The 22,867-nt window shown below is 69.3% G+C and carries 23 protein-coding genes; 15 read left to right on the forward strand and 8 right to left on the reverse strand.

Features of this window, described 5'->3' with window-relative positions:
* Positions 1–7: 7 nt before the first annotated feature.
* Positions 8–1,480 carry a hypothetical protein gene (locus tag ACQUSM_RS13660; RefSeq protein ID WP_435119439.1) on the reverse strand — a complete coding sequence of 491 codons (1,473 nt, stop codon included), beginning with the start codon at positions 1,478–1,480 and terminating at the stop codon, positions 8–10.
* A 134-nt stretch (positions 1,481–1,614) separates the two neighbouring features.
* A complete protein-coding gene (locus tag ACQUSM_RS13665; RefSeq protein ID WP_435119441.1) occupies positions 1,615–2,703 on the reverse strand; it encodes an ABC transporter ATP-binding protein in 1,089 nt (362 codons plus the stop codon).
* Positions 2,704–2,889: 186 nt separating this feature from the next.
* Between ACQUSM_RS13665 and ACQUSM_RS13670 the strand changes: the two genes are divergently transcribed.
* From ACQUSM_RS13670 to ACQUSM_RS13705, 8 genes are read left to right on the forward strand one after another with little or no spacing between them, the layout of a single operon-like run.
* Entirely contained in the window at positions 2,890–4,026 is a 1,137-nt protein-coding gene (locus ACQUSM_RS13670; protein WP_435119443.1) for an ABC transporter substrate-binding protein, read from the forward strand.
* Positions 4,027–4,039: 13 nt separating this feature from the next.
* Complete coding sequence (locus ACQUSM_RS13675; protein ID WP_435119445.1) at positions 4,040–4,954, forward strand: ABC transporter permease; 915 nt, start codon at positions 4,040–4,042, stop codon at positions 4,952–4,954.
* Position 4,955: 1 nt separating this feature from the next.
* Positions 4,956–5,762: an ABC transporter permease gene (locus tag ACQUSM_RS13680; RefSeq protein ID WP_435119446.1), complete on the forward strand. Its 807-nt coding sequence runs from the start codon at positions 4,956–4,958 to the stop codon at positions 5,760–5,762.
* Between the two features lie 4 nt (positions 5,763–5,766).
* Complete coding sequence (locus ACQUSM_RS13685; RefSeq protein ID WP_435119448.1) at positions 5,767–7,119, forward strand: aspartate aminotransferase family protein; 1,353 nt, start codon at positions 5,767–5,769, stop codon at positions 7,117–7,119.
* A gap of 47 nt (positions 7,120–7,166) precedes the next feature.
* Entirely contained in the window at positions 7,167–7,940 is a 774-nt protein-coding gene (locus ACQUSM_RS13690; RefSeq protein WP_435119450.1) for an AAA family ATPase, read from the forward strand.
* Positions 7,937–8,527, forward strand: coding sequence for a hypothetical protein (locus ACQUSM_RS13695; protein ID WP_435119452.1), 591 nt, complete (start codon positions 7,937–7,939; stop codon positions 8,525–8,527). The genes ACQUSM_RS13690 and ACQUSM_RS13695 overlap by 4 nt, the downstream gene beginning before the upstream one ends.
* Before the next feature lie 52 nt (positions 8,528–8,579).
* A complete protein-coding gene (locus ACQUSM_RS13700; protein ID WP_435119454.1) occupies positions 8,580–8,801 on the forward strand; it encodes a hypothetical protein in 222 nt (73 codons plus the stop codon).
* Positions 8,802–8,833: 32 nt separating this feature from the next.
* On the forward strand, positions 8,834–10,015 hold the full coding sequence (locus ACQUSM_RS13705; protein WP_435119455.1) for an AI-2E family transporter: 1,182 nt from the start codon (positions 8,834–8,836) through the stop codon (positions 10,013–10,015).
* A 33-nt stretch (positions 10,016–10,048) separates the two neighbouring features.
* On the opposite strand, the gene ACQUSM_RS13710 is transcribed toward ACQUSM_RS13705, so the two are convergent.
* The gene (locus ACQUSM_RS13710) at positions 10,049–10,306 is read right to left on the reverse strand and encodes a hypothetical protein (protein ID WP_435119457.1); all 258 of its coding nucleotides are present in this window, start codon (positions 10,304–10,306) and stop codon (positions 10,049–10,051) included.
* Between the two features lie 303 nt (positions 10,307–10,609).
* Between ACQUSM_RS13710 and ACQUSM_RS13715 the strand changes: the two genes are divergently transcribed.
* From ACQUSM_RS13715 to ACQUSM_RS13740, 6 genes are all read left to right on the forward strand, one after another.
* Complete coding sequence (locus ACQUSM_RS13715; protein WP_435119459.1) at positions 10,610–11,797, forward strand: M24 family metallopeptidase; 1,188 nt, start codon at positions 10,610–10,612, stop codon at positions 11,795–11,797.
* Positions 11,798–12,335: 538 nt separating this feature from the next.
* On the forward strand, positions 12,336–13,295 hold the full coding sequence (locus ACQUSM_RS13720) for a succinylglutamate desuccinylase/aspartoacylase family protein (protein WP_435119460.1): 960 nt from the start codon (positions 12,336–12,338) through the stop codon (positions 13,293–13,295).
* A gap of 3 nt (positions 13,296–13,298) precedes the next feature.
* Positions 13,299–14,381: a threonine synthase gene (locus ACQUSM_RS13725; protein WP_435119462.1), complete on the forward strand. Its 1,083-nt coding sequence runs from the start codon at positions 13,299–13,301 to the stop codon at positions 14,379–14,381.
* Between the two features lie 49 nt (positions 14,382–14,430).
* Positions 14,431–14,970 carry an NUDIX domain-containing protein gene (locus ACQUSM_RS13730; protein WP_435119464.1) on the forward strand — a complete coding sequence of 180 codons (540 nt, stop codon included), beginning with the start codon at positions 14,431–14,433 and terminating at the stop codon, positions 14,968–14,970.
* Positions 14,967–15,509 (forward strand): NUDIX domain-containing protein, encoded by a 543-nt coding sequence (locus tag ACQUSM_RS13735; RefSeq protein ID WP_435119466.1) that lies wholly within the window; start codon positions 14,967–14,969, stop codon positions 15,507–15,509. Before ACQUSM_RS13730 ends, ACQUSM_RS13735 begins: the two co-directional genes overlap by 4 nt.
* 39 nt (positions 15,510–15,548) lie before the next feature.
* Complete coding sequence (locus ACQUSM_RS13740; RefSeq protein WP_435119468.1) at positions 15,549–16,061, forward strand: NUDIX domain-containing protein; 513 nt, start codon at positions 15,549–15,551, stop codon at positions 16,059–16,061.
* Here ACQUSM_RS13740 and ACQUSM_RS13745 read toward each other — a convergent pair whose 3' ends face one another.
* Complete coding sequence (locus ACQUSM_RS13745) at positions 16,062–17,342, reverse strand: TiaS agmantine-binding domain-containing protein (protein ID WP_435119470.1); 1,281 nt, start codon at positions 17,340–17,342, stop codon at positions 16,062–16,064.
* 112 nt (positions 17,343–17,454) lie between these two features.
* Between ACQUSM_RS13745 and ACQUSM_RS13750 the strand changes: the two genes are divergently transcribed.
* On the forward strand, positions 17,455–18,435 hold the full coding sequence (locus tag ACQUSM_RS13750) for a transcriptional regulator (RefSeq protein WP_435119472.1): 981 nt from the start codon (positions 17,455–17,457) through the stop codon (positions 18,433–18,435).
* A gap of 347 nt (positions 18,436–18,782) precedes the next feature.
* Here the strand turns inward: ACQUSM_RS13750 and ACQUSM_RS13755 are convergent, their stop codons facing one another.
* From ACQUSM_RS13755 to ACQUSM_RS13770, 4 genes are all read right to left on the reverse strand, one after another.
* On the reverse strand, positions 18,783–19,037 hold the full coding sequence (locus ACQUSM_RS13755; RefSeq protein ID WP_435119474.1) for a glutaredoxin family protein: 255 nt from the start codon (positions 19,035–19,037) through the stop codon (positions 18,783–18,785).
* 24 nt (positions 19,038–19,061) lie between these two features.
* Complete coding sequence (locus tag ACQUSM_RS13760; RefSeq protein WP_435119476.1) at positions 19,062–20,498, reverse strand: aryl-sulfate sulfotransferase; 1,437 nt, start codon at positions 20,496–20,498, stop codon at positions 19,062–19,064.
* 48 nt (positions 20,499–20,546) lie between these two features.
* The gene (locus tag ACQUSM_RS13765; RefSeq protein WP_435119478.1) at positions 20,547–21,971 is read right to left on the reverse strand and encodes an NCS2 family permease; all 1,425 of its coding nucleotides are present in this window, start codon (positions 21,969–21,971) and stop codon (positions 20,547–20,549) included.
* 152 nt (positions 21,972–22,123) lie between these two features.
* Complete coding sequence (locus ACQUSM_RS13770; RefSeq protein ID WP_435119480.1) at positions 22,124–22,843, reverse strand: phosphoribosyltransferase family protein; 720 nt, start codon at positions 22,841–22,843, stop codon at positions 22,124–22,126.
* Between the last annotated feature and the right edge of the window lie 24 nt (positions 22,844–22,867).

Genomic DNA, 22,867 nt, shown 5'->3' on the forward strand with positions numbered 1-22,867 from the left:
TCTCGCCTCACGCCGTCGAAGGGGTCGAGGTGGGAGTCGGGGTTTCAGTCGGCGAGTCGCTCCCGTTTCCGGTGTCGATCTCCGTGACCCACGGCGGCGCCGCGGGCCGCTCGACGTCCGACTCCACGCGGTACCTGACCGTCATGCCGCTCCCCGAGCCGGTCAGCGCGTCCCACCACGTCTCGGCGTCGACGACCGTCGCCTCGACATCGGCGTGCAGCACGCGGCCGTCGTCGGGGGCGACGAGCACCTCCCCGTTCGTCGTGCGGACCCACGTCGCCCGGCGATCGCCGAGCAGGCCGTACGCCCGAGTCACCCAGCCTGGTTCCGGGACGTAGCGGGCCACTTCTCGACCGTCGTACTCGGTCGTGCCGCGCTGCTCGTACGGCACCTGCGCGAGCATCGACAGCGGGACGTCGGTGCCGAAGACGCCGCCGACGCTCACGCCGTCCGGATCGGCGGTGTACACCGTCCGCGTCGCGTCGACTGCGCGGACGAACTCCTCGGTGTCGCGGGCGGCATCCCGGAAGCTCCGGTAGTCGGCGGCGTTCCGCCAGCTCTGTCGCGTGTAGCTCCCGTTGCGCTCGTAGCGGACGACCGTCGTCCGGCCGTCCGGGCCGCTGTAGCTCCACCGGAGGAGCGTCACGGACGGGTCGCCCGGCACGAACGTCCGGGTGCCCGTAATCGAGTACGTCTCCCCGTCGACGGTCGTGTGAAGGCGGGCGACGACGCGGTAGGAGTCCTCGACCGGGAACGTCGCGTCCGCCGCCTCGAACGGGAGTTCGTTCGGGGTCTGGGGCGCCGGCTGGTGGACGAACAGCCCCCACCACCCGCCGGCCGAGACGGCGAGAACGAGGAGGACGGCCGCCTGCACGCGTCGATCGCGGGCGAGTGCAACGACCTCGTCGCGATCGCGCGGGACCACACTCGCGAACGAGCGAACGAACGCGCGAGCCGGCGCGGGGAGCACCGGCGGCTCGCTCGGTTCTGTCTCGTGCGCCGCCGGTGAATCGGGATCCTCGGCATCCTTTTCGGCGTCGTCGACCGGTGCCGTCCCCTCGATCGAGCGCTCCTCGGCGGACTCCGGTTCGGCGGTCTTGGTCGGGGCGTCGCCGGCCGGTGAGTCCTCGGTCAGGTCCGACCAGTCGTCGTCGATCGGCCGCCCGAAGTGCTCCTCGAAGACGGCCGCCGCACGGTCGCGGTCGAGGCCGTAGAGGAGTATCTCGTGCAGCGTTGCGGCACCGATCGCGTCGGCGTCGTGGGCGACCGAGTCTGCCACCACGAGTCGGCCGTCGTCGGGCGGTTCCGCGTCGGACTCCTGCACGGGAAGAAACAGCTCGCCGTCGACGAGCAGTCGGTCGTCCTCGCGTTCGACCGACTTCCCCTGTGCCGCCCAGAGATCCGCGACGAAGGCGGCGAACGTCGACCGCGAGCAGTCGGCGAGCAGTGCGCGGAACGCCGGTTCGGGGACCGCTGGCATGGGATCCCCTCAGACCGCCCCCCGAGCGCTGTCGGGCAGAGCCGAGCCATTGGGCCGACGTGGGTCGTCCATACGGAACGATACTGTGGCGAGCCAACAAAAAACGCTATCGCCGCCTGCAGGGCGGCCGGGACTCAGAACACCGAAGGGGTGCCCTCGACGACGCGGACCGAGACGCGCTCGCCGCGTTCGACCCCGCCTTCGCGGCCCTGCACGACGACCTGGACGTTGTCGAGGTCGCCGTCGGGGTCGACGATGTAGTTGGTCTGGTCCCCCTGGAAGTAGCGTTCGACGACCTCGCCCGCGAAGTCGCCCTCGCCGTCGGTGAACTCGAAGTCCTCCGGCCGGACCGAGACGCTCACGTGGCCGGACTTCCCGCCGGAAGGGACCGTGAACCCCTCGCTGCCGCCGATCTGGACGACGGTCTCACCGTCCCGCTCGACGACTTCGCCGTCGAAGAGGTTGGTGTCGCCGATGAAGTCCGCGACGAACTCGGTCGCGGGGTTCCGGTAGATCTCTTCGGGCGCGCCGATCTGCTCGATGTGCCCGTCTTTCATCACCGCGATGCGGTCGCTGAGCGTCATCGCGACCTCCTGATTGTGGGTCACGTAGAAGAACGACCCCTGGGTCTTCTCGTGGATCGCCCGGAGTTCGACCTGCATCTGCTTGCGGAGCTTCCGGTCGAGGCTGGCCAGCGGCTCGTCAAGCAGCAGCATCGACGGCTCGTTGACAAGCGCCCGCGCCACCGCGACGCGCTGCTGCTGCCCGCCGGAGAGCTCCGTCGGGTTGCGCTCCTCGAACCCGCCGAGGTCGACCAGTTCGAGATACTCCGAGATCCGGTCGTCCCGGGTCGACCCGTCGACGCCCGCTTTGTCCAGCCCGTAGCCGACGTTCTCCGCGACGCTCATGTGCGGGAACAGCGCCAGATGCTGAAACACGAGGTTGGTGTCCCGAGCGTTCGGCGGGACGCCGGAGACGTCGATGCCGTCGATGTAGACGGTCCCCGCCGTCGGCGTCTCGAACCCGCTGATCATCCGGAGCGTCGTCGTCTTCCCACAGCCCGAGGGGCCGACGAGCGAGAAGAACTCGCCGCGACGGATCTCGAAATCGAGTCCGTCGACGGCCGTAACGTCGCCGTACTCCTTCCGGACCCCATCGAGTTCGACGAGCGCCTCGCCGGGGGAGCCGTCCGGTTCGGTCACCGACTCCTGGTCTGCGGCCATGCACATGTGTAGCAGGACCCGTGGTTAAGAACCTAGCGACACAGTGGCACGGTACACCATGCCTTCCGAGGAACGGGCGCGATGGCCGTTTTCCGTCCGATTCACGGCGACCGGGATGTTTGGCCGTGCGAGAGTCTTTCAAGGATACAGTAGTTTTATCCGGGGGGATTCTTAAGGTGTGAATCGATGGCACACGACAACGAGGAACACACGAGTCGTAACGACAGTTCTGATCGGACGGTCGACCGCCGGACGTACCTGGCGGCGGCGGGCGCCGCCGGGCTGACTGCGACCGCCGGCTGTATCGGGCCGTTCGGCGGCAGCGGCGGTGGCGGTCCGCTGAACATCATCGTCTGGAACGACTACACCGAGGTGCAGGACCAACTCGAAGAGCGAGTCGGCCGGACGATCAACATGACCGCCATGACGAGTTCCACGAAGATGTTCAGCAAGTGGAACGCGGGCGGGGCCGACCAGTTCGACATGGCGCTGCCGAACAACAACCTGGTGAACAAGTTCTACCAGGCGGATCTCCTCCAGAGCATCAACACTGACGGGATCAGCAACTGGGGAGACATGTACGGGTCGTTCCAAGACCTGGCGAACCAACAGTTCCAGTACGACGGGTCGATGTACGGCGTCCCGATCCGGTTCGGCTGGTACGGCATCTCCTACGACAAAGAGCAGGTGTCCGAGTCCGGCCGGAAGACGACCGAGACGCTGTGGAACGACGAGTACGAAGGGAAGATCGCGGTCTACGACAACCACTTCAAAGCGCTTGGGATGGCGGCGCTTCACCTCGGGTTCCAAGACGCTTTCGAGGGCGACACCGTGTCGCTGTCCGACTCCCAGCTCGAGGAGTGCAAGCAGGCGCTGATCGACCAGAAGCCGCTGCTGTTCGGCTACCTCGCCGGCAACCCATCGTGGGTGAAGGCGTACCAGCAGGAGAACGTCTACGCGGGCTGGAGCGGTCGCAACGAGATCGTCCAGCTCCAGCAGGACGGCGTCTCCCGCGCGGGGACGACCGTCGCCGAGGAGGGTGGCCTCGCGTGGTACGAGGCGGCCATCATCTCCCAACAGTCCGAGAACAAGGAAGCCGTGCAGGATCTGATCAACGCCATGCTCGACCCCGAGATCGGGGCTCAGCTGGCGGAGGCCGGGGGGGCACCGACCACCAACCCCGGCATCGAGGAGCACCTCACCGAGGAACAGCAGAACATGTTCATGGTCGATCCCTCGCGGATGGAGAGCCTGATCCCATTCAAGCCGATGGAGGACGAACAGGCCTGGATCTCCGCGTGGGAGGAAGTCAAGGACGCCTGAGTCACACTGACTCATGCGCGTTCTCTCTATCGTCGATCGGGAGACCCGGGAGCGGCTCATGTCGCGGCTCCGCTCGGAGAAGCGGAAGCTCGCAGTCACAACCGGGCCGAGCCTGGTGTGGCTCGCGCTGTTCCTGCTGGCCCCGGTCGCGCTGATGACGGCGCTGAGTTTCGCCCGCGTGAACCCGACGACGTTTCAGGTGATCTGGGAGCCGAACCTCCAGTCCTACCGTGGGCTGTTCGAGGGCGGGACGTTCACGTCGGTCGTCCTGCTCTCGTTCAAGATCGCTGTCGTCACCACGATCATCACCATGTCGCTCGCGTTCCCCGTCGCCTACGCGCTGGTGACGCGGCTCGAACGGAGCTTCGGGCTGGTGATCTTCCTCGTACTGCTCCCGTTCTTCACGATGTACATCGTCCGGGCGTACTCGTGGCTGCTGCTGTTCGGCGACGGGGGGATCCTCAACGCCGTGCTCCGGCGGCTGGGGTTGATCGCGGGGTCGACCAACCTGTTCCCCTACGGCGAGGCCGCGGTCGTGGTCGGGCTGGTCCACGCCTACTTCCCGTACATGCTGTTGTCGCTGTACGCCAGCCTCGACGGCGTCGACTTCGAGCTGGTCGAGGCCGCCCGCGACCTCGGCGCCAGCCGGGTCGAGACGTTCGTCGACGTGATCTTCCCGCTCGTGCTGCCGGGGATGATCGCGGGGTCGCTGTTCGTGTTCGTCCCGAGCTTGGGGGCGTTCATCACGCCCCGGTTCCTCGGGCAGGGGAAGATCCTGATGCTCGGGATGTACATCGAGCAGCGCGTCGGCGCGCTGTACCAGGTCGACTACGCCAGCGCCGCGAGTATGATCATCGTGGTCACTATCCTGATCCTGTTCGGGCTGAGCTTCAGGTACATCGATATCGAGGATCTGGGGGGGATCTGAGATGCGTCAACGCACCATCTCGCGGCTCCTGTACGCCGTGACCGTGCTGACGCTGGTGTTCCTCTGGCTACCGCTGACGGTGATGATCTTCCTCTCGGTCGCGGAGAACGCCTCGACGGTGTTCCCGTTCCAGGGGTTCACGCTGAGCCACATGGTGGCGGCGCTGAACGACGGCCTCATCATGAGATCCGTGCTCAACAGCGCGTTCGTCGCCACCGTCGCCGCGAGCATCGCGACGGTGATCGGCGTGCTGGCGAGCTTCGCGCTGGCGCGCTACGACTTCCCCTGGAAGGACACCTATCGGACGCTGCTGATCACGCCGATGATCGTCCCCGGTATCGTTCTCGGGCTGGGGCTGTTGGTGTTCTTCAACACCGTTCTGGGGATGAGCCTCTCGCTGTTCACGATCATCCTCACCCACAGCCTCTACGGGCTGCCGTTCGTCGTGCTCATCGTCTCCTCACGACTGTACGCGTTCGACTCGAGCGTCGAGGAGGCGGCCCGCGACCTGGGCGCCGACCAGTGGGAGACGTTCTGGGAGGTCACGTTCCCGATCATCCGCCCGGCGGTGATGGCCGGCGCCGTGTTCGCGTGGATTCGGTCGTTCGAGGACTTCATCCGCGCGTTCATGGTTCAGGGCACCGAGAACGTCCTGACCGTCACGATGTACGGGCTGATCAAGTACAACTCGACGGCGAAGATGAACGCCATCTCGACGCTCATCATCGTCCTCATCGCGGTCCTGCTGGCGATCGGGATGAACCTCGGGAGCGTCACCGAGTACGTCGTCGACGCGGAGGGCGAGTGACCGCATGAGCGACGAGCCTCGCGGGCCAGGGTCTGCCGGCACCGGGGAGCCCCCGGACGACGGCCGATCGGCCGCCGGCGAGATCGTCGAACGCGCCCGGAGCGTCGTCCCGGGCGGCGCCCAGACGGGGCTGCGCGCGCAGGCGTTCGACCTCGGCGACGTGGCCTTCGAGGCCGCAGACGGGGCGACGATCCGGACCGTCGACGGCGAAACGTACACCGACTACCACCTCGGGTTCGGCCCGGTCGTGCTCGGCCACAACGACGAGCGAGTCGACCGGGCGGTCCGCGAGGAGCTCGACCGCGGGGTGCTGTACGGCGCCGGAACCACGCCGCTGGAAGTCGACGTGGCCGAGCGACTCGTGGACCGCCTGCCCAGCGTCGAGCGCGTCAACTTCTGCAACAGCGGCACCGAAGCGACCTACCACGCGATCCGGCTCGCCCGCGCCCACACGGGCAACCGGAAGGTGCTGAAGTTCGAGGGGTGTTACCACGGCTGGCACGACTACGTCGACGTGTCGGTGTACCCGCCGGCCGACCGCCTCGGCGAGCGCCACCCCGAGTCCGAGGGGATGCTCCCCGAGGCCGTCGCGGCGACGCTGGTCGAGCCGTTCAACGACGCCGACGCGGCCGCGGCGACGATCCGCGAGCACGCCGACGATCTGGCGGCAGTGATCCTCGAACCGATCCCGCACTCGGTAGGCTGTCTCCACCCCCGAGAGTCGTTCCTCCGGACGCTCCGGGAGGTCACCGAGAGCCACGATATCCCCCTCGTGTTCGACGAGGTGATCACCGCGTTCCGTCACGCGCCGAACGGCGTCCAGTCCGAGCTCGGCGTGACGCCGGATCTCACCTGCGTCGCGAAGGCGCTGGGCAACGGCTACCCGGTCGCGGCGGTCGGGGGGCGCGAAGACGTGATGGCCCGGGCCGGCGGCGACCACGAGTCGGGCGTCGTCGTCAGCGGCACCTACTCGGGGCACCCCTCGGGGCTGGCGGCCGCGCGGGCGACGCTCGACGTACTCGACGGGGGCGAAATCCACGACCACCTCACCGAACTCGGCGATCGGTACCGGGAGGGGCTGGCGGACCTGCTCGACGATCACGGCATCGAGGGGCGTGTCGTCGGCCACCGGAGCATCTTCGCCCCCCAGTTCGGCGTCACGGGCGAGCCGCGCTCCTACGCCGACGTCGTCGGCCTCGACGGCGAGCGGTTCCGCGCGTTCGCCCAGGGGATGTTCGATCGCGGCCACTTCTTCACGCCGAACCCCTACAAGCGTCACCACCTGTCGGCCGCCCACGACGAGGCGACCCTCGAACAGTATCTCGACGACGCCGACGAGGTGCTGGCAGAACTGTAACGACCGGAGGGAGAAATTTTTAATCCGGAGGGGAGTAGAACTACCGCATGGTCGAAGCGTTGGCGGTCGCGAGCGGCAAGGGCGGGGTGGGGAAGACCACCAGCACGCTCGCGCTGGGGATGGCGCTCGCCGACGACCACGACGTGACTGTCGTCGACGCCGACACGGGGATGGCGAACCTCTGTTTCCACACCGGGCTCGCGGACGCCGACACCACGCTACAGGACCTGCTGCTGGCCGACGCCGACGCGGCGGTCGAGGACGCCGTGTACGAGCGGTTCGGGCTCTCACTCGTTCCCTGTGGCACCTCACTCGCCGCGTTCCGCGACGCCGACCCGACGCGACTCCGGGAGGTGGTCGCCGAACTGGCGACCGACACCGACGTGCTCCTGTTCGACTCCGCGGCGGCGCTGGGCTCGCAGTCGGCGGTACTCCCGCTCGTCCTCGCGGACCGCACGGTGGTCGTGCTCCAGCCGACGATCCCGTCGCTCTCGGACGGGCTGAAAGTGCAGGAGTACGCCCGCTCCTACGGCACCGAGACCGCCGGCGTGCTGTTCAACCGCGTGCAGGACGACGAGGCGATCGACCGCGTCGCCGCGCAGGCCGAGCAGTACTTCGGCGGCCCGACGCTGGCGACGGTGCCCGAGAGCGACGCCGCGCGGGCGGCCCGGCGGGCGGGCGAGCCCCTGCTCGCGTACGCGCCCGAATCCGCGGCGGCGGCGGCCTACAGGCGGGCGGCGGATCGACTCAATCTGCAGGACGGCGACGGGGGAGCGGTCGCCGAACGGTTCCGCTCGGCAGTGATCCCCGAGCCCCCATGAACGGGGGCGACGCCGAACTGGCGATCCCCGAGGGGCGGCTCGTCCGCTCGCGGGTCGGCGTCGCGAGCGCGCTCGAAGCCGCGCTCGCCCGCGATCTGACGGGGTACGCCCGGATCGATCCGGACTCGCTGCTGGCCGACGGCGAGCCCGGAGTTCTCACGTTCGCGGAGGGGGTCCCGCGTGCCGCCTACTGCGAGCGGGGCGACAGCCGCGGGACCCAGCGCGGCGACGGCAGGGGAAACGAGCGCGACGACAGCCGCGGCGTCGACGCCCTCGCCGCGCTGGCCGGGCCCGGCCCCTGTTCTGTCGAGCTGTACGAGCTCCCGCCCGACGCGCTGACGGCCGTTCACGACGCCGCCGCGTTCTCGGTGCCGCCCGGCGCGCCCGCCGAGGAGCTGGCCGACGATCCGGCGCTGGCCGAGCGAGCTCGGGACCGCGCGCCCGAGGACGCCGGCGACACCGACGCGAGCGCCCTCGAGTCGTTCCTGGAGGACGAGGAGCGCATCGCCGCGATCCAAGAGGAGGCTCGTGCGGAGGCCGAGCGCCGTGCCGAGGAGTGGGGGCTCGACGGGGAGTTGGAGGAGTAGCGCCGCCGGCCACAACGTCAAAAACGCTCGACTGCGTAGGGACTTCCGAGCGATGAGCACGAACACCGACTACCGCGAGCACGGATCGTTCGCGAGGCGACACGATCTCCTGCTGGCGCTACTCCCGCTGCCGTTGCTCCTCGGCGCCGTCGTCGGCGCGACGACCGCGGTGTCGCTGACGACCGGGCTCTGGGCCGGGAGTCTGCTCTCGCTGCCGGTGTTGTGCTACGCGGTGTTCGTCGATCCGCCGGCGCCGGCGCTCATCGAGGGGTAAAACCGAAGTCCCTGCCCGCCGCGTGGGGAGCCATGCAGTGGCCCCGCGAGGCGGAACGCCAGCGCGTCGTCTGGTGGCTGGTCGGCCTGTTCCTGCTGCTCGTCGTCGGTCGGTTCGCGCTCCACTTCGTGGGGACGTTCGTGTTCGGCCTGTTCGTCTACTACGGCGCGCGGCCGATCCACGAACGGGTCGAGGACGCCGTCGGTCACCGCGGCGCCGCGGCGACGCTGACGTTGCTGGCGATCGTCGTCCCGGGGTTGGCGCTGCTGGGCTACGTCGGGCTGGTGGCGATCCGGGAGCTAACGATCGCGCTCGACCCCGGCCTGCTCGCGGCGGTGGGCGAGCGATCGTCGACGCCCGACGCCGTCCGGCGACTGATTCGAGATCCGAGGGGGTATCTCACCAGCCTCGACAACTTCGGCGCCATCCGGGAGCAGCTGACCGCCGGCCTCCGGCAGCTGGGCGTCCTCACCAACGGGCTCGTCCACCTCACGCTCGCGCTCTCGATGAGCTTCTTCCTCCTGCGGGACGGCGACCGGATCGACGCGTGGTTTCGCGAGGAGATCGGCGGCGACGGGAGCGTCCCCCACGCCTACGTCTCGGCGGTCGACGCGGACCTCCAGACGGTGTACTTCGGCAACGTGATCACCGTCTCGCTGGTGACGGTGCTGGCGGTCGTCGTCTACAACGGCTACAACGCGGTCGTTCCCTCGGCGGTCGCGATCCCGTTCCCGACGCTGCTGGCGCTGCTGACCGGCGTCGCGACGTTCGTCCCGCTGGTCGTCGGCAAGCTCGTCTACGTCCCGGTGACGGGGTATCTGGTGTGGCTCGCCTCGCAGGACGGCGCCGGGCTGCTCTGGGCGCCGCTGTCGTTCCTCGTCGTCGCGTTCGTCTTCCTCGACCTGCTGCCGCAGGCGGTGCTCCGGCCGATCATCTCCGGGCGCTCGCTCCACACGGGGCTGGTGCTGTTCGCGTACGTGCTCGGCGCGGCGTACTTCGGCTGGTACGGCCTCTTCCTCGGGCCGCTGCTGGTCGTGCTGGCGGTGCAGTTCCTCAACGTCGTCGTGCCGGAGCTGATCCACGGTGAGCCGCTCTCGCCGGCGCCCTCGGCCGCGCTCGGACTGGGCCACGATCCGGAGGACGGCGTCGACGACGCGGCCGCTTCCGACGACGAATCAGCGGGGGAGGAAGCGGGGGACCAGAAGGCGGAGTGAGCTGCGGAGAGCCGGCGGGACCGGGAGGCGGGCTCAGGCGCGGGTCGGCTCGTGATCGTGGCCGACGAGGAACGCGACGGCGTTCAGTGCCAGCAGCGCACAGAACAGCAGCGGCTGGTCCCACACCGCGCCCGTGGCCACGAGCGGGAGGTAGACGAGCGGGAGCGCGACTGCCGACCAGAACGCCGCGGTGCGAACGGGGACGAGCAGCGACGACGCGGCCGACAACGCCGACCGCGGGAGTTTGTCGCCGGCGATCTGCGCCGGCGTGGAGGGTTCGGAGGTGGACATGGTGACTCTACTCCACCCAAGGATCGGGGACCACGTATAAGGGTGAGTTCGTACCCGACGGTTCGTGCCGTTTCACGTCACACGCGAGGAGTCGGACGACGTTTTACGAATCGTTTAGATCGGTTTAGACAGTTTATAATCGGTAACGAGACACTATCTCAGATCACCCGTCCGTTGGGTGACAACGACCGTCGAGACCCCGGACGAGGGCCTCGACAGCGGTGGCGCTCACGGACGCGGACGACCCGGCAGCCCGGGCGGTCCACCCGGAGGCTTTTGCGCTCCGGGCGCGACCCGGGAGCCATGCCGACCGAACTCCCGGACGCCGAGTACCGTTCCCGCCTCCGCGAGATACGGGGGAAGCTCGCGAACACCGACGCCGACGCCGCCGTCTGGTTTTCCGCGACGAGCATCCACTACGTCTCCGGCTTCGAGCACGTCCAGACCGAACGCCCGGTCTGTCTGGCAGTCACCGACGAGCGCATCGAGATCGTCGTCCCGCGACTGGAGGTCGAGCGCGTCGAGACCGTCGACCGGATCGACGCCGTCCACCACTACTTCGACTACCCGCAGGGGCGGCCGATCGAGACGGTCGCCGGGATGCTCGACGGGCTCGGGGTGGAGGCAGTCGCCGCCGACAGCGACGGCGCGCCGGGCGTGATGGGGTACGAGGGCCCCGCGCTCTCGTCGTTCGTCGACGTGGAGACCCAGTCGTGGGTCTCGCGGATGCGCTGGGAGAAGACCGACGCCGAGATCGACCTGATCCGGGAGTCCGCCAAGTGGGGGAACCTCGCCCACCGCTACCTCGCGGAGTACACCGAGCCCGGCGCCCACCCCGCGACCGTCTCCCAGCGGGCGTCGATGGAGGCCTCGCGGGCGATGCTCGACACGCTGGGCGATCAGTTCGTCGAGAACGTCCGCGGCGACGGCCCGGCCCACGCGGGCTACATCTCGGCTCACGAGACTGCACTTCCCCACGGTCACACCCCCAATCAGCGGTTGGCGCGCGGCGACGTGTTGATCACCGGCGCGAGCGCGAACGTCGACGGCTACAACTCCGAACTGGAGCGGACGATGTTCGTCGGCGAAGTGAGCGACGAGCAGGAGCACTACTTCGAGTTGATGCTCGAGGCGCAGGACATCGCGATCGACGCGCTGGGGCCGGGCGTCCCCCTCTCGCACGTCGACGAGCAGGTCTGGGGGTTCTACGAGGAGCAGGGGATCACCGACCTCGCCCAGCACCACGTCGGGCACAACATCGGTCTCGGCGGCCACGAGCCGCCGTACATCGATCAGGGCTGGGGCGGGTACGACCACGTCGACGACACCGACGCGGAGATGCGGCCGGGGCAGGTGTACACGATCGAGCCGGGGATCTACACCGACGACGAGGGGTATCGCCACTCCGACACCATCGCGATCACCGAGAGCGGGATCGAGTGGCTGACGTACTACCCGCGGGATCTGGCGTCGAACGTGATTACCGAGTAGTTGGCAGGTAGTTTTTCGTCTCGGTTTGGGGTTCAAGCGCGGAGTTCGGTGTTTCTGGCGCGAAGGTGATCTGGGATTTCGGTGGTTCGAGCGTGAACAGCGATAGCGACTCGAACCCTGACCACTTGCGACCGCAACCGCGCCGCACAGCCCTCAGACCTCCCCAGCCGACTCACTCCCTGCGGTCGTTCGTCCCTCGCGCTCGGCTCGCGCACGGAGGCGCGAGCGCTTCGCGCCGACCGCCGCAGCGGTGCGGTGGCGGTGGACGCCTCGCCGGCGCCGTGATCGGCGCCGGCGGGGGGAGGTGTGGGGACTCCGTGCTGCGCCGGACCTCGTGTCCGGCGCACTGCGGCCGCAAGTGGTCTAGCTTCGAGATGCTGTTGCTGTCGCAACCGTTGCCCGATCAGGGACTACCAACATCACCTCAACATCCACCAGAAAATCAACAGAACCCAGTTCCAACACCAGCGCGTCCCCAGTATCGGTGCCCTCGCCCGGTATCGAACCCACTAAGGCGGAAACGGACGATCACCGAGTAATGAGTCTCACGCTCGGCGACGCCAGCGCGGCCCCCGGCGAGACCGCAGTCGGGCGGCTCCGCGTCGGCGAACGCCGCGACGGGAGCCCCGTCTCCCTGCCGGTCTGTGTGGTCAACGGTGCCGACGACGGCGAAACGCTGTACATGCAGGCGGTGTCGGACGGCGACGAACTCAACGGCCTCGGCGTCCTGACCCGGGTCGTCCCGCGGCTCGACCCCGCCGAACTCTCGGGGGCGGTGCTGATCGTCGGTATCGTCAACAGCCACGCGTTCGAGGTCGCCGAGCACCGCAACCCCATCGACGACACGAAGATGAACCGGGCCTACCCCGGCGACGACGAGGGGACGAGCTCGGAGCGCATCGCGGCCGCGACGTTCGACGCCGCGACGCGGGCGGACTACGTACTCGACCTCCACCAGGGCTCCACGTCGCGGATGCTCAACGAGGCCCGGGTGCGGTGTGGGCGCCACCACCGGACCCACGCCGACTGCCTCGAACTCGCGAAGGCGTTCGGCACGGGCCACGTGCTCGACCAGAAAGGCCCCGACGGCCAGCTCGCCCGCGCGGCGCCGGACGAGGGAATCCCCACCATCGACCCCGAGCTCGGCGGCTGCGTGGGCTGGGACGAGGAGAGCATCCAGTACGGCGTCGAGGGCGTGTTCAACGTCCTCCGGCACTACGGCTTCCTCGACGGCGAGGCGCCGATGGCGAAGCAGACCCGCGCCGCGGGGTTCGACCAGTACCGCTCTCCCTCGGGCGGGCTGGTCCGCTTCCGCGCCGGACTGGGCGAGGAGATCCACCCCGGCGACACGCTGTTCGACGTGACCGACCCGTTCGGCCAGCTCGCGAGCCGCGTGACCGCCGACAGCGAGGGGATCTTCTGGCGCTCCCGTCGGCTCCCACAGGTCGCGACCGGCGAGTACGTCTGCTCGGTGGCGACGGGGATCGACTCGTACTGAGCGATGACTGATCCCACCCCCCTCGTCTGCCCCGACTGCGGCGCCGAGTACGCCGACCGCTGGCGCTGCACCTGCGGCCATCCGCTGGAGTTCGCCCGCCAACCGCTGCCCGACGGCCCCGCGCCCGACCCCGCAGCGTTCGACACGCGTGACGGGCTGTGGGCGTTCGCCGACTTCCTCCCCGTCGAGAAGCGCGTGAGCCTCGGCGAGGGGATGACCCCCCTGCAGGCGGCGCCGGAGTGGGAGGCCGAGTTCAAGCTGGAGTACGTGTTCCCCACCGGCTCGTTCAAGGATCGCGGCGCGACGACGACGCTCTCGCGGGCGCTCGAACTCGGCGTGGATCGAGTCGTCGAGGACTCCTCGGGCAACGCGGGCGCGGCGATCGCGACCTACGCCGCCCGGGCGGGGATCGACGCCGAGATCTACGTTCCCGCGTCGGTGAAGGCGAGCAAACTCCGGGCGATCGAGGCCGCCGGCGCGACGCCCGTCCGCGTCGAGGGTTCCCGGCAGGACGTGACCGACGCGTGTGTCGAGGAAGCCGTCGGGGGAGATGCCTGGTACGCCTCCCACGCGTGGAACCCCGCGTTCTTCGCCGGGACGGCGACGATCGCCTACGAGATCGCGCTCCAGCGCGACTGGGACGCCCCGGACGCGGTGGTCACGCCGCTGGGCCACGGCACGCTGTTCCTCGGCGCCTACCGCGGCTTCCGGGCACTGGCGGAGGCGGGCTGGATCGACGACGTTCCGCGAATGTACGGCGGGCAGGCCGCGGGGTACGCACCGATCGCCGCCGAACGCCGCGGCGACGCGGCGGGCTCGAACGACGTGGCCGACGGGATCCAGATCCGCGACCCAGTCCGGAAGGACGCGATCCTCGACGCGATCGAGGCGACGGGCGGCGACGCGATCGCGCTGGGGGAGCAGCCGGTCGCCGACGAACTCGACCGCCTCCACGAGGCGGGGTTCTACACCGAGCCCACGTGTGCGGTCGCGCCCGCGGCGCTCGCGGAACTGCGCGACCGGGGGGAGATCGGAGAGTCGGAGGACGTGGTCGTGCCGCTGACCGGGAGCGGGCTGAAGTCGTAGTCCGGACCGCGCCGAACCGCTTTTGCCGGCGCCGGCGGACCCACGGACGATGGTCGCCGTCGACGCGAACTACTGCCCGACCTGCGGCGCCGCCCTCCGTTCCCGAGCGTTCGAGGGGCGCGAGCGCCGATTCTGGCCCGACTGCGAGCAGTTCGTCTGGCGAAACCCCGTTCCGACCGCCGGCGTCGCCGTCCGCGACGGGAACGCGGTCCTGTTGGTCCGCCGGGGTGGCGGGCCGAGCGAGGGGTTCTGGACGCTACCCGGCGGCTACCTCGAAGCCGACGAGCCGGCGCCCGTGGCGGCGGTCCGCGAGCTCCGGGAGGAGGCCGGCATCGACGCCGACCCCGAAGCACTCCGACTCCTCGGCACGCATCTTCGAGAGCAGACTGACGGCGCAGCGTACCGCGAGCAGCACGTCCTCCTCGTTCGCTACGTCGTCGACCGCGAGCACGTCGACGGGGCGCCGTCGGCGGGCAGCGACGCCGACGCGGCACGGTTCTTCGAGCGCGAGACGCTCCCCGAACGACTGCGCGACCACAACCGGCGCTTCGTCGAGCGGGCGCTGGCGCGGGAGGAGCCGGGCCGATGACCGACTTCCCGCCCAGCTTTTGCCCGTACTGCGGCGCCGAACTCCGGGGTGAGGAGCCCAGCTACCGCTGTCCCGACTGCGACAGTAGCGTGTACCACTCCCCGGCGGTCGCTGCGGCGGTCGCAGTCGTCGACTCGGGAGCCGACCCGCGCGTGCTGCTCGGCGAGCGCGGCGCCGCACCCGCCGAGGGTCGGTTCTCGACGCCCACGGGGCACGTCGACTTCGGCGAGTCACCGCGGCTCACGGCCGCCCGAGAACTCGAAGAGGAAGCCGGGCTCCGCGTCGACCCCCGCGACCTCCGACTTCTCGAAGCGCGCGACCTCGAGACGGTCGTCCCCGAACCGGGGCTGACCGACGAGAAGCAGGTGATCTGTATCGACTACGCGGTGACACTGAGCGACACCGACGGCGAACCGTCGGCCGGCGACGACCTCGCGGGGCTGTGCTGGGCGAGCGAACCCGCGTTCGGCGAGATCGAGTGGGCGTACACCGACGACGCGGCGGTCTGTCGAGCGGCGATCACGGCCGTCGGGGAGTGAGGACCGAACCGTTTTCCCCGCGCCCGCGAACCACCGTTCGTGATCGCCGTCGACGCGAACTACTGCCCGCTCTGCGGTTCGGGGGTCGAGCACCGCGAGATCGACGGCCGCGAGCGCGCCTACTGCCCGGACTGCGAGCGCGTGCTCTGGCGGACGGCCGTGCCGGGCGTCGCCGTCGCGGTCGTCGACGGCGACCGCGTCTGCTGTATCCGCCGCGGGCAGCCACCCGCCGAGGGCGCGTGGGCGCTGCCCGGCGGCCACCCCGAACACGACGAACCGCTGGCCGAGGGCGCCGCGCGGGAGCTGGCGGAGGAGACCGGACTGGCAGTCGACCCCGCCGATCTGGCGCCGGTGCGGACCCGGCTCTCGACCGGGCCGGAGCGCAACCACGCCTCGGTCCACTTCGCGGTGAATCGCGACGCGACGACCGGCGAACCCGTCGCCGGCGACGACGCCGCGGCGGTGGCGTTTCTCACGCCCGCGGCGTACGACGACCGCGAGTCGCTGGCCCACGACCGGGAGACGGTCGAGGCGGCGATGTCCCGGTTCTGACTACCGCTCGGGGTGCGTCGGCGCGTCGAACCCGCCGCGAACGAGCGGTTTCGCGACGTGCCGGCGGGCACACGGCGGCACCTCGTACCAGCCGCGGTCGAGCGCGCGGTCCACCTCGATCTCGACTTTGGCGGGGGCGCTCGTCCCGCAGTCCCGGCAGCGGTACCCCTGACCGCTCCCCGCCGAGCTCATGCGGTTCCCGCAGTCCGGACAGGTCGGCGTGACCAGTTCGGTTCGGTTCAGCGCGCGGACGGCGAACTTCTCCAGCTTGAGCGTCCCGTCGCTCACCTCGCCGCAGACGGTGAGTTCGTCGCCCGGGCGTAGCGCGCGAACGCGGTCGCGGAAGCGCTTGGTCGGTTCGAACGCCGCGGCCCGAATCGCCGCCCCCGACTCACCGCGGATCGGCACGAACACGTGGCCACCCTCCCGCGTTTCGGGCTCGCCAGCGACGACGCAGTCGACGCGGTAGGCGCCGGCGTCGTCGAGGGCTGTGAGGTCGTCGACGGCGGCCTCCCGGAGGTGGGCATCGGTGCCCTGATTCGTCCGGAACAGCGCAGTCCGCTCGACCGGTTCGGCGTCGATGTCCGCAGCCATCTCGCGGAGCGCGTCGGGGTCGTCGCCACGGAGGCCGTAGAGGATCGGCCCGGGCGCGCTGGGGACACAGACCGCCTCCCCCTCGCCGCGGTCGACGGTGTCCCACGCGTCGGGGTAGGCGTCGTCGGCCGCGGCGAACAGTGTGTTCTCGTCGACTTCGCGCGGCGTCCCACAGCGATCGAACTCGCGGTACGCGATCAGTTCGTACGTCCACTCGGAGAAGGCGCCGGCGGCGCCGACCGCCGCGAGCGCGCCGATACGGCCGTGGCCGCTTCCCCACCCCTCGGCGTGGAAGCCGGCGTCGTCGACGAGCGCGAGCGCGTCGTCGAGCTCGTGCATCTCGCGGACGGCGTCGCGGGCGAACCGGGTCACGGCGTCGGGGATCTCGTCGGCCCCGCAGTCGGCGACGACGAGGCCGGGCGAGGTTCGGGGATCGTCGGTCTCGGCGAGCGGTTCGAGCTCCTCGCGGGCGATTTCGGCGGCGCGGTCGGCGTCGAGATCGGTGTGGATCGCGAGCGCGGCGTTTCCGCGAGTCTTCCGCTCGACGGCGGGGTTGAGCCGGATCAGCAGTCGCTCGTCGACGCGCCCGCCCGCGGCCGCGATTCGCTCGGCGATCCGGGCCGCGAGGTAGGTCGTGCACATCCCCCGCCGTCGGGAGTCGGTGTCGTCGACGCCGATGACCGTCACGGCTGGAGGGAGGCGGTCGGCGGGCAAGGGGGTTTCGCGTCGGGCGGAACGTGACGGCCCCCGAGGGTTTTCTGCACAACGCATTTATACGACGAATCGACTAAACTCGTCTATGAGCCGTACAGCGCTTATCGAGAACGTCACGGCGATGCTGCAGGACGCCGGGTTCCTCGTCAGCGAGCGCTGTGCGATCCGGCCCAAGAGCTTCGACGTCGCGGCCCGCCGCGGCGAGGAGCTCGTACTGCTGAAAGTACTCGGGAACGTCGACGCGTTCGACGCCGCCACCGGGCGGGAGATGCGCCGGTTGGGCGAGTACCTCTCGGCGACGCCGATGGTCGTGGGGATGCGCACCCGCGACGAGGAGCTGAAGCCGGAGGTGGTGTACTTCCGCCACGGCGTGCCCGCGATGCATCCGGACACCGCGTTCGACCTGTTCGTCGAGGACGTGCCGCCGCTGATCTACGCGGCCCCCGGCGGGCTGTACGTCAACATCGACGGCGACCTGCTCTCGGAGAGCCGGCAGGAGCAGGACTGGAGCCTCGGGAAGCTGGCGTCCGAACTCGGCGTCTCCCGGCGAACCGTCTCGAAGTACGAGGACGGGATGAACGCCTCCATCGACGTGGCGGTGAAGCTGGAGGAGCTGTTCGACCAGCCGTTCACGTCGCCGATGAACGTGATGGAGGGCGCCGAGGAGGTCCGCGACGCCGAACCCACCCCGGATCCGCCGGAGGCCGACCCCGACGACGAGCACGTGGTGGGCGTGCTGACGCGGGCGGGCTTCACGGTCCACCCGACCACGCGGGCGCCGTTCAACAGCGTGAGCGAGGACGAGGAGCGCCGCGGCCGCGACGGCGCGAAGCTCCTGACGGGGCACTCGGAGTTCACCCCCAGCGCCGAGAAGCGCGCCCGGATCATGTCCTCGCTCGGGCAGGTGACCAAGACGCGCTCGGTGTACTTCGTCGAGGACGAGGCCAGCCGCGAGTCCGTAAAAGGCACCGCGCTGGTGTCGTGTGACGAACTGGCCGAGACCGACGACCCCGAGGCGGTGCGGGACCTGATCCGGGAGCGGGCCGCGGAACCGGGCGAAGCCTGATACGGGTCGTTTTCGAGTTCGACGGGTAGCGAGGTAGTTTTCGAGGCCACGAAGGGTAGCTCGGACAGCGACCGCGACAGCAGCTCTATCGCTGGCAACTGAAACAGCAACCGCGACAGTGACAGCAGCTCGTTCGCTGACCACTTGCGACCGCAGGGTGCCGGGCACAAGGCCCGGCACAGCACCGAATCCCCACCCCTCCCCCCGCCGGCGCCGTGATCGGCGCCGGCGAGGCGTCCACCGCAACCGCCCCGCTACCGCACCACGACCGCCCCGCTACCGCACCGCGGCCGCAGCCGTCGCTGCCCGTCTGATTCACAACGAAAACGAGAACCGAATGCGACCGCTTACGCCGCGCTACCGTACGTCTCTTCGAGGTACTCGACGATGTCGTCGCTCTCGGGCATCCCCTCGACGCCGTGCTCCTCGTCGACCAGCACGGGCACGCCGGTCTGCCCCGAGACCTCCTTCACCTCGTCGCGCTTGTCGTGGCTGGAGGGGACCATCACCGAGTCGTACTCCAGTCCGAGTTCGTCGAGCTTGTCGATCACTTTCGCACAGTACGGACAGCCGTCGAGTTCGTACAGCGTGAGGTTCGCCATCACCGGTGGGTAGGTGATCGCGACTCAAAAGGGACGCGGCGGCGGCGAGCGTGCCGGCGACCTCAGGCGGCAGTTTCCCGGAGCGAGCGGGCAGCGTGGACGACCCGATCGCGGCCGCGGACCAGCTCTGAGACCCCCCCAGCCGAACAGGATCAGCGTCGCGCCGACGACGCCGGTGAACTCCCAGGAGTCGAGCCAGACCGGCTGGAACCACGGCGCCAGCCGGCCCCAGAGCCCCGCGAACTCGGTGACCGGTCCCTCGACGATCGTCCCCTGTGCGTTCGCCGCGAGCCACGAGGAGAACGTCGCGGAAAGCCCGCCGGCGGAGCCGTAGATCGTCTTGTGGCCGCTCACCCCCTGATCGCGCATCGTCGGGCCGTTGGACTCGTCGCCGGTGCCGATGCGCTCGGCGTCGTAGGGGCCCCACGTGGCGAAGTACTCCCAGACGATCTCTCCCTCGGGCGTGATCTCGATCACGCGGTGGTTCATCGAGTCGACGATCAGCGTGTTGCCGTTGGGGAGTCGGTCGGCGTCCCGCGGCCACGAGAGCGACGCCGAGGAGCCCGCGCTCCAGACGTGCTCCCACTCGCCCTGATCGTTCTTGGTGTACTCGATCACGCGGTCGTTCTCACTGTCGGCGACGAGGATCGTCGGGTCGCCCTCGTCCGTCGTCAGCCAGTCGGGGTTGTGCTGCTCGTACAGCGTCGAGTGGTCGCCGTCCTCGCCGAGGCGTTCGGTGATCTGCTTGGACTCGATGTTCACGGCGATCACCTGATCGAAGTTCCGCGGCGAGAGCAGCAGTTCGCTACCGTTGCGGATCACCTCCACGTCGTTGACGTGGGTCCAGTCCTTCGCGAAGCCGCCGTCGGTGGAGTTGGGGTAGTGGTTGCGGAACGTCCACTCCCAGTCGACCTCGCCGTCGACGCGGTCGTACAGCACCGCGCGGTCGTCAGAACACCCGCAGGACTCGTTCCAGTTGCGCATGTTGGCGATCGCGAGATGCGTGTCGTTGTACACGTCGATGTCGTGGGTGTCGTGATAGGGGAGCGTCTCCTCCCAGACGCGCTCTTTGCTCTCCGGGTCGAGCTCGTAGACGTTCGTCCCGTCGGGGTTCGTCGAGACCACGAGCAGGTTCCCGTTGTCCATCGGATCCACGTCGTAGAACCAGCGGGCGCCGATCATGTCCTCGTGGACCCACTGAGTCGTGCCGTTGCCGCTCGCGGACACGACCCGGGCGGGCTTCTTGGCGTTCCCCTGGCCCTGGAAGTGGTAGCCCTGAATCCCGACCACGGTGGCGTTGTACGCCGGCTGTTCCATCGTGCCGGCCTCGAGTTCGCTCACGGCGCTTTCCTCACCGCCGACGCCGAGCGCGGCGCCCGCGGCGGGCGCGAGCAGCGAGAGAACCAACAGAAGCGCCATCCCGCGGACGAGCCAGAGTCGGGATGGGAGACTGCGTTGCATACTCGCGCAAACGCAGGAGCGTGGGAAGGTGTTGCGGTCCGGGGCGGGCTACATCACGCCGCTGGTCCGCACCGCGAAGTAGACCACGAACGCGCCCGCGAGCACCCACTGGCCGACGTGGATCTCCTTCCGCTCGCCGGCGGCGAGTTTCACGATCGGGTAGGAGACGATCCCCGCGGCGATCCCGTACGCGATCGAGAACGTAAAGGGCATCACCATGATCGTCATCCCGGCCGGGATCGCGTAGGTGAGGTCGTCCCACGCGACCTCGACGGCGTTGCCGAGCATCACGACGCCGATGACCACCAGCGCGATGTGGGAGGCGTACTCGGGGATCCCTGCCGCGATCGGGACGAACGCGAGCGAGAGCACGAACAGGACGGCGACGGTCAGCGCCGTCAGGCCGGTGCGGCCGCCCTCCTCGACGCCGGAGGCGGATTCGATGTACGTGGTCACCGTGGAGGTGCCGAGCATCCCGCCGACGGTGGTGCCGACCGCGTCGGCCATCAGCGGCCTGTCGATGTCGGGGAGGTTCCCGTCCTCGTCGAGGAAGCCCGCGGACTGGCCGACGCCGACCAGCGTCCCCGCGGTGTCGAAGAAGTCGACGAAGAAGAACGTGAACACGATCAGCGCGAACGTGAACGCGTCGACGTTGCCGAAGCCGGAGAGGAACGCCCCCGCCAGCGGCCGGATGTCGTACGCCGCGAGGCTGTACGTCGTCGTCGAGCCGGTGAGGAAGATGTCCGTCGCGATCGAGGCGCCGGCCACGTTCTCGGGGTTGTAGGCGGTGTAGCCCAGCGCCGCGGCGACGTAGCCGGCGACGGTCGTGCCGAGGATGCCGATCACGATCGACCCGCGGACCCCGCGGGCGTACAGCCCGAACGTGAACAGGAGCCCGGCGACCGAGATCAGCGCCACCGGGTCCTTCGCGAACACCGGCGAGAGCGTCAGGAACGTCGCGGGATCACCCGCCACGACCCGCATCGACTCGAAGCCGATCAGCGCGAGAAACAGGCCGATCCCCGACCCCACCGCGAGCTTCACCGGCTCGGGGAACAGCTTGATCACGTACTCACGCGCGCCGACCGCGGTGAGCGCGATGAAGATGACCCCCTCGACGACGACCGCGGCGAGGGCGGTCTGCCACGGCACGCCCATGCCGAGGACGACCGTGAACGCGAAGAAGGCGTTCAGTCCCAGCCCGGGCGCCTGCGCGAACGGGCGATTGGCGTACAGCGCCATCACCAGCGTCGCCGTCGCCGCCGACAGCAGCGTGACGACGGCGATCATCGCGCGCATCCGGCCGATTCCGATCCCCTCGATCGTGATCGCGTTCGCGAGCACCGCGGGGTTGACGACCACGATGTAGCTCATGGTCAAGAACGTGGTCAACCCCGCCAAGAGTTCGGTCCTGACGGTGGTGTCGTGGCTGTCCAGATCGAAGTAGTCGGCCAGCGTCTCTGTGAGACCCATCCGTATAGGTGCACATCGAGACGGACGAGTACTTGAGGCTTTCTCTCCGGTATGCACAAACGCGCTCAAACATGACGTTCGAGTGGCGTATTCGCGGGGCTATCCGGAGAGAGTATGCACGAAAGTGGATAATCAGCGGGAGACTGCCGCTGTCAGCGGTCGTCGAACGTCGTCAGCGCGCCCACGGGCGCGTCGGTGATCTCGCGGGCGCGGTCCATCCCCTCGTCGCCGACCGCGATCAGGGTGAACACGCCGCCGACGGTCGCGTTGACCTGCGTCACGATGTCGAGCAGGAGTTCCTGCGTCTCGCCGGAGCGGATCAGGTCGTCGACGACGAGCACGGTGTCGCCCGCCGAGACGGCGTCGGCGGGGAGGTAGTAGGTAAGTTCGATCCCCGACGCGAGCCGCTGGCGGGACTCCACGAACTCCTCGACGGCGGTCTCCTTGCGCTTCTTGGCGTAGGCGATGTCGGCGTCGAAGTAGGAGGCCATCGCGGCGCCGAGGGTGATCCCGTCGGTCGCCGCCGTGAGCACTACGTCCGGGCGGTCGAACGCGAACGACTCGGCGGCGACGGGCGCAACGAGGTCCAAGAAGGACTGGTCGAACACGACCTCGCTGTTGTCGACGTACCCCTCGTCGTCGACGGAGATCCGGGACTCAAGCTCCTCGGCCAGCGCCTCGCGGCCGACGCTCTCGACGGTCTCGCGGGCGCGCTCGATGCCGGGCAGGACGTGCCCGTTGACGTAGCGGTTCAGGTCGCCCGCCGGCAGGCCGGTGAGCTCCGCGAGCTCGTCGTACGTTCGACTGCGCTTCAGCGTCCGCAGGACGGCGACGGCCCGCAGCTGCAGGGCCGCCTTCTCTGCACGGTTCATGGAAACCCTCACGGTTGCACAACC

Source organism: Halolamina sp. C58, assembly GCF_051195095.1.
Taxonomy (GTDB): domain Archaea; phylum Halobacteriota; class Halobacteria; order Halobacteriales; family Haloferacaceae; genus Halolamina.

Coding starts and splice junctions, on each gene's coding strand:
- ACQUSM_RS13730 (WP_435119464.1), top strand. CDS start 14,431: ATGGTCGCCGTCGACGCGAACTACTGCCCGACCTGCGGCGCCGCCCTC.
- ACQUSM_RS13675 (WP_435119445.1), top strand. CDS start 4,040: ATGCGCGTTCTCTCTATCGTCGATCGGGAGACCCGGGAGCGGCTCATG.
- ACQUSM_RS13720 (WP_435119460.1), top strand. CDS start 12,336: ATGAGTCTCACGCTCGGCGACGCCAGCGCGGCCCCCGGCGAGACCGCA.
- ACQUSM_RS13715 (WP_435119459.1), top strand. CDS start 10,610: ATGCCGACCGAACTCCCGGACGCCGAGTACCGTTCCCGCCTCCGCGAG.
- ACQUSM_RS13690 (WP_435119450.1), top strand. CDS start 7,167: ATGGTCGAAGCGTTGGCGGTCGCGAGCGGCAAGGGCGGGGTGGGGAAG.
- ACQUSM_RS13665 (WP_435119441.1), bottom strand. CDS start 2,703: ATGGCCGCAGACCAGGAGTCGGTGACCGAACCGGACGGCTCCCCCGGC.
- ACQUSM_RS13705 (WP_435119455.1), top strand. CDS start 8,834: ATGCAGTGGCCCCGCGAGGCGGAACGCCAGCGCGTCGTCTGGTGGCTG.
- ACQUSM_RS13680 (WP_435119446.1), top strand. CDS start 4,956: ATGCGTCAACGCACCATCTCGCGGCTCCTGTACGCCGTGACCGTGCTG.
- ACQUSM_RS13685 (WP_435119448.1), top strand. CDS start 5,767: ATGAGCGACGAGCCTCGCGGGCCAGGGTCTGCCGGCACCGGGGAGCCC.
- ACQUSM_RS13700 (WP_435119454.1), top strand. CDS start 8,580: ATGAGCACGAACACCGACTACCGCGAGCACGGATCGTTCGCGAGGCGA.
- ACQUSM_RS13765 (WP_435119478.1), bottom strand. CDS start 21,971: ATGGGTCTCACAGAGACGCTGGCCGACTACTTCGATCTGGACAGCCAC.
- ACQUSM_RS13710 (WP_435119457.1), bottom strand. CDS start 10,306: ATGTCCACCTCCGAACCCTCCACGCCGGCGCAGATCGCCGGCGACAAA.
- ACQUSM_RS13695 (WP_435119452.1), top strand. CDS start 7,937: ATGAACGGGGGCGACGCCGAACTGGCGATCCCCGAGGGGCGGCTCGTC.
- ACQUSM_RS13755 (WP_435119474.1), bottom strand. CDS start 19,037: ATGGCGAACCTCACGCTGTACGAACTCGACGGCTGTCCGTACTGTGCG.
- ACQUSM_RS13770 (WP_435119480.1), bottom strand. CDS start 22,843: ATGAACCGTGCAGAGAAGGCGGCCCTGCAGCTGCGGGCCGTCGCCGTC.
- ACQUSM_RS13725 (WP_435119462.1), top strand. CDS start 13,299: ATGACTGATCCCACCCCCCTCGTCTGCCCCGACTGCGGCGCCGAGTAC.
- ACQUSM_RS13760 (WP_435119476.1), bottom strand. CDS start 20,498: ATGCAACGCAGTCTCCCATCCCGACTCTGGCTCGTCCGCGGGATGGCG.
- ACQUSM_RS13670 (WP_435119443.1), top strand. CDS start 2,890: ATGGCACACGACAACGAGGAACACACGAGTCGTAACGACAGTTCTGAT.
- ACQUSM_RS13735 (WP_435119466.1), top strand. CDS start 14,967: ATGACCGACTTCCCGCCCAGCTTTTGCCCGTACTGCGGCGCCGAACTC.
- ACQUSM_RS13660 (WP_435119439.1), bottom strand. CDS start 1,480: ATGCCAGCGGTCCCCGAACCGGCGTTCCGCGCACTGCTCGCCGACTGC.
- ACQUSM_RS13750 (WP_435119472.1), top strand. CDS start 17,455: ATGAGCCGTACAGCGCTTATCGAGAACGTCACGGCGATGCTGCAGGAC.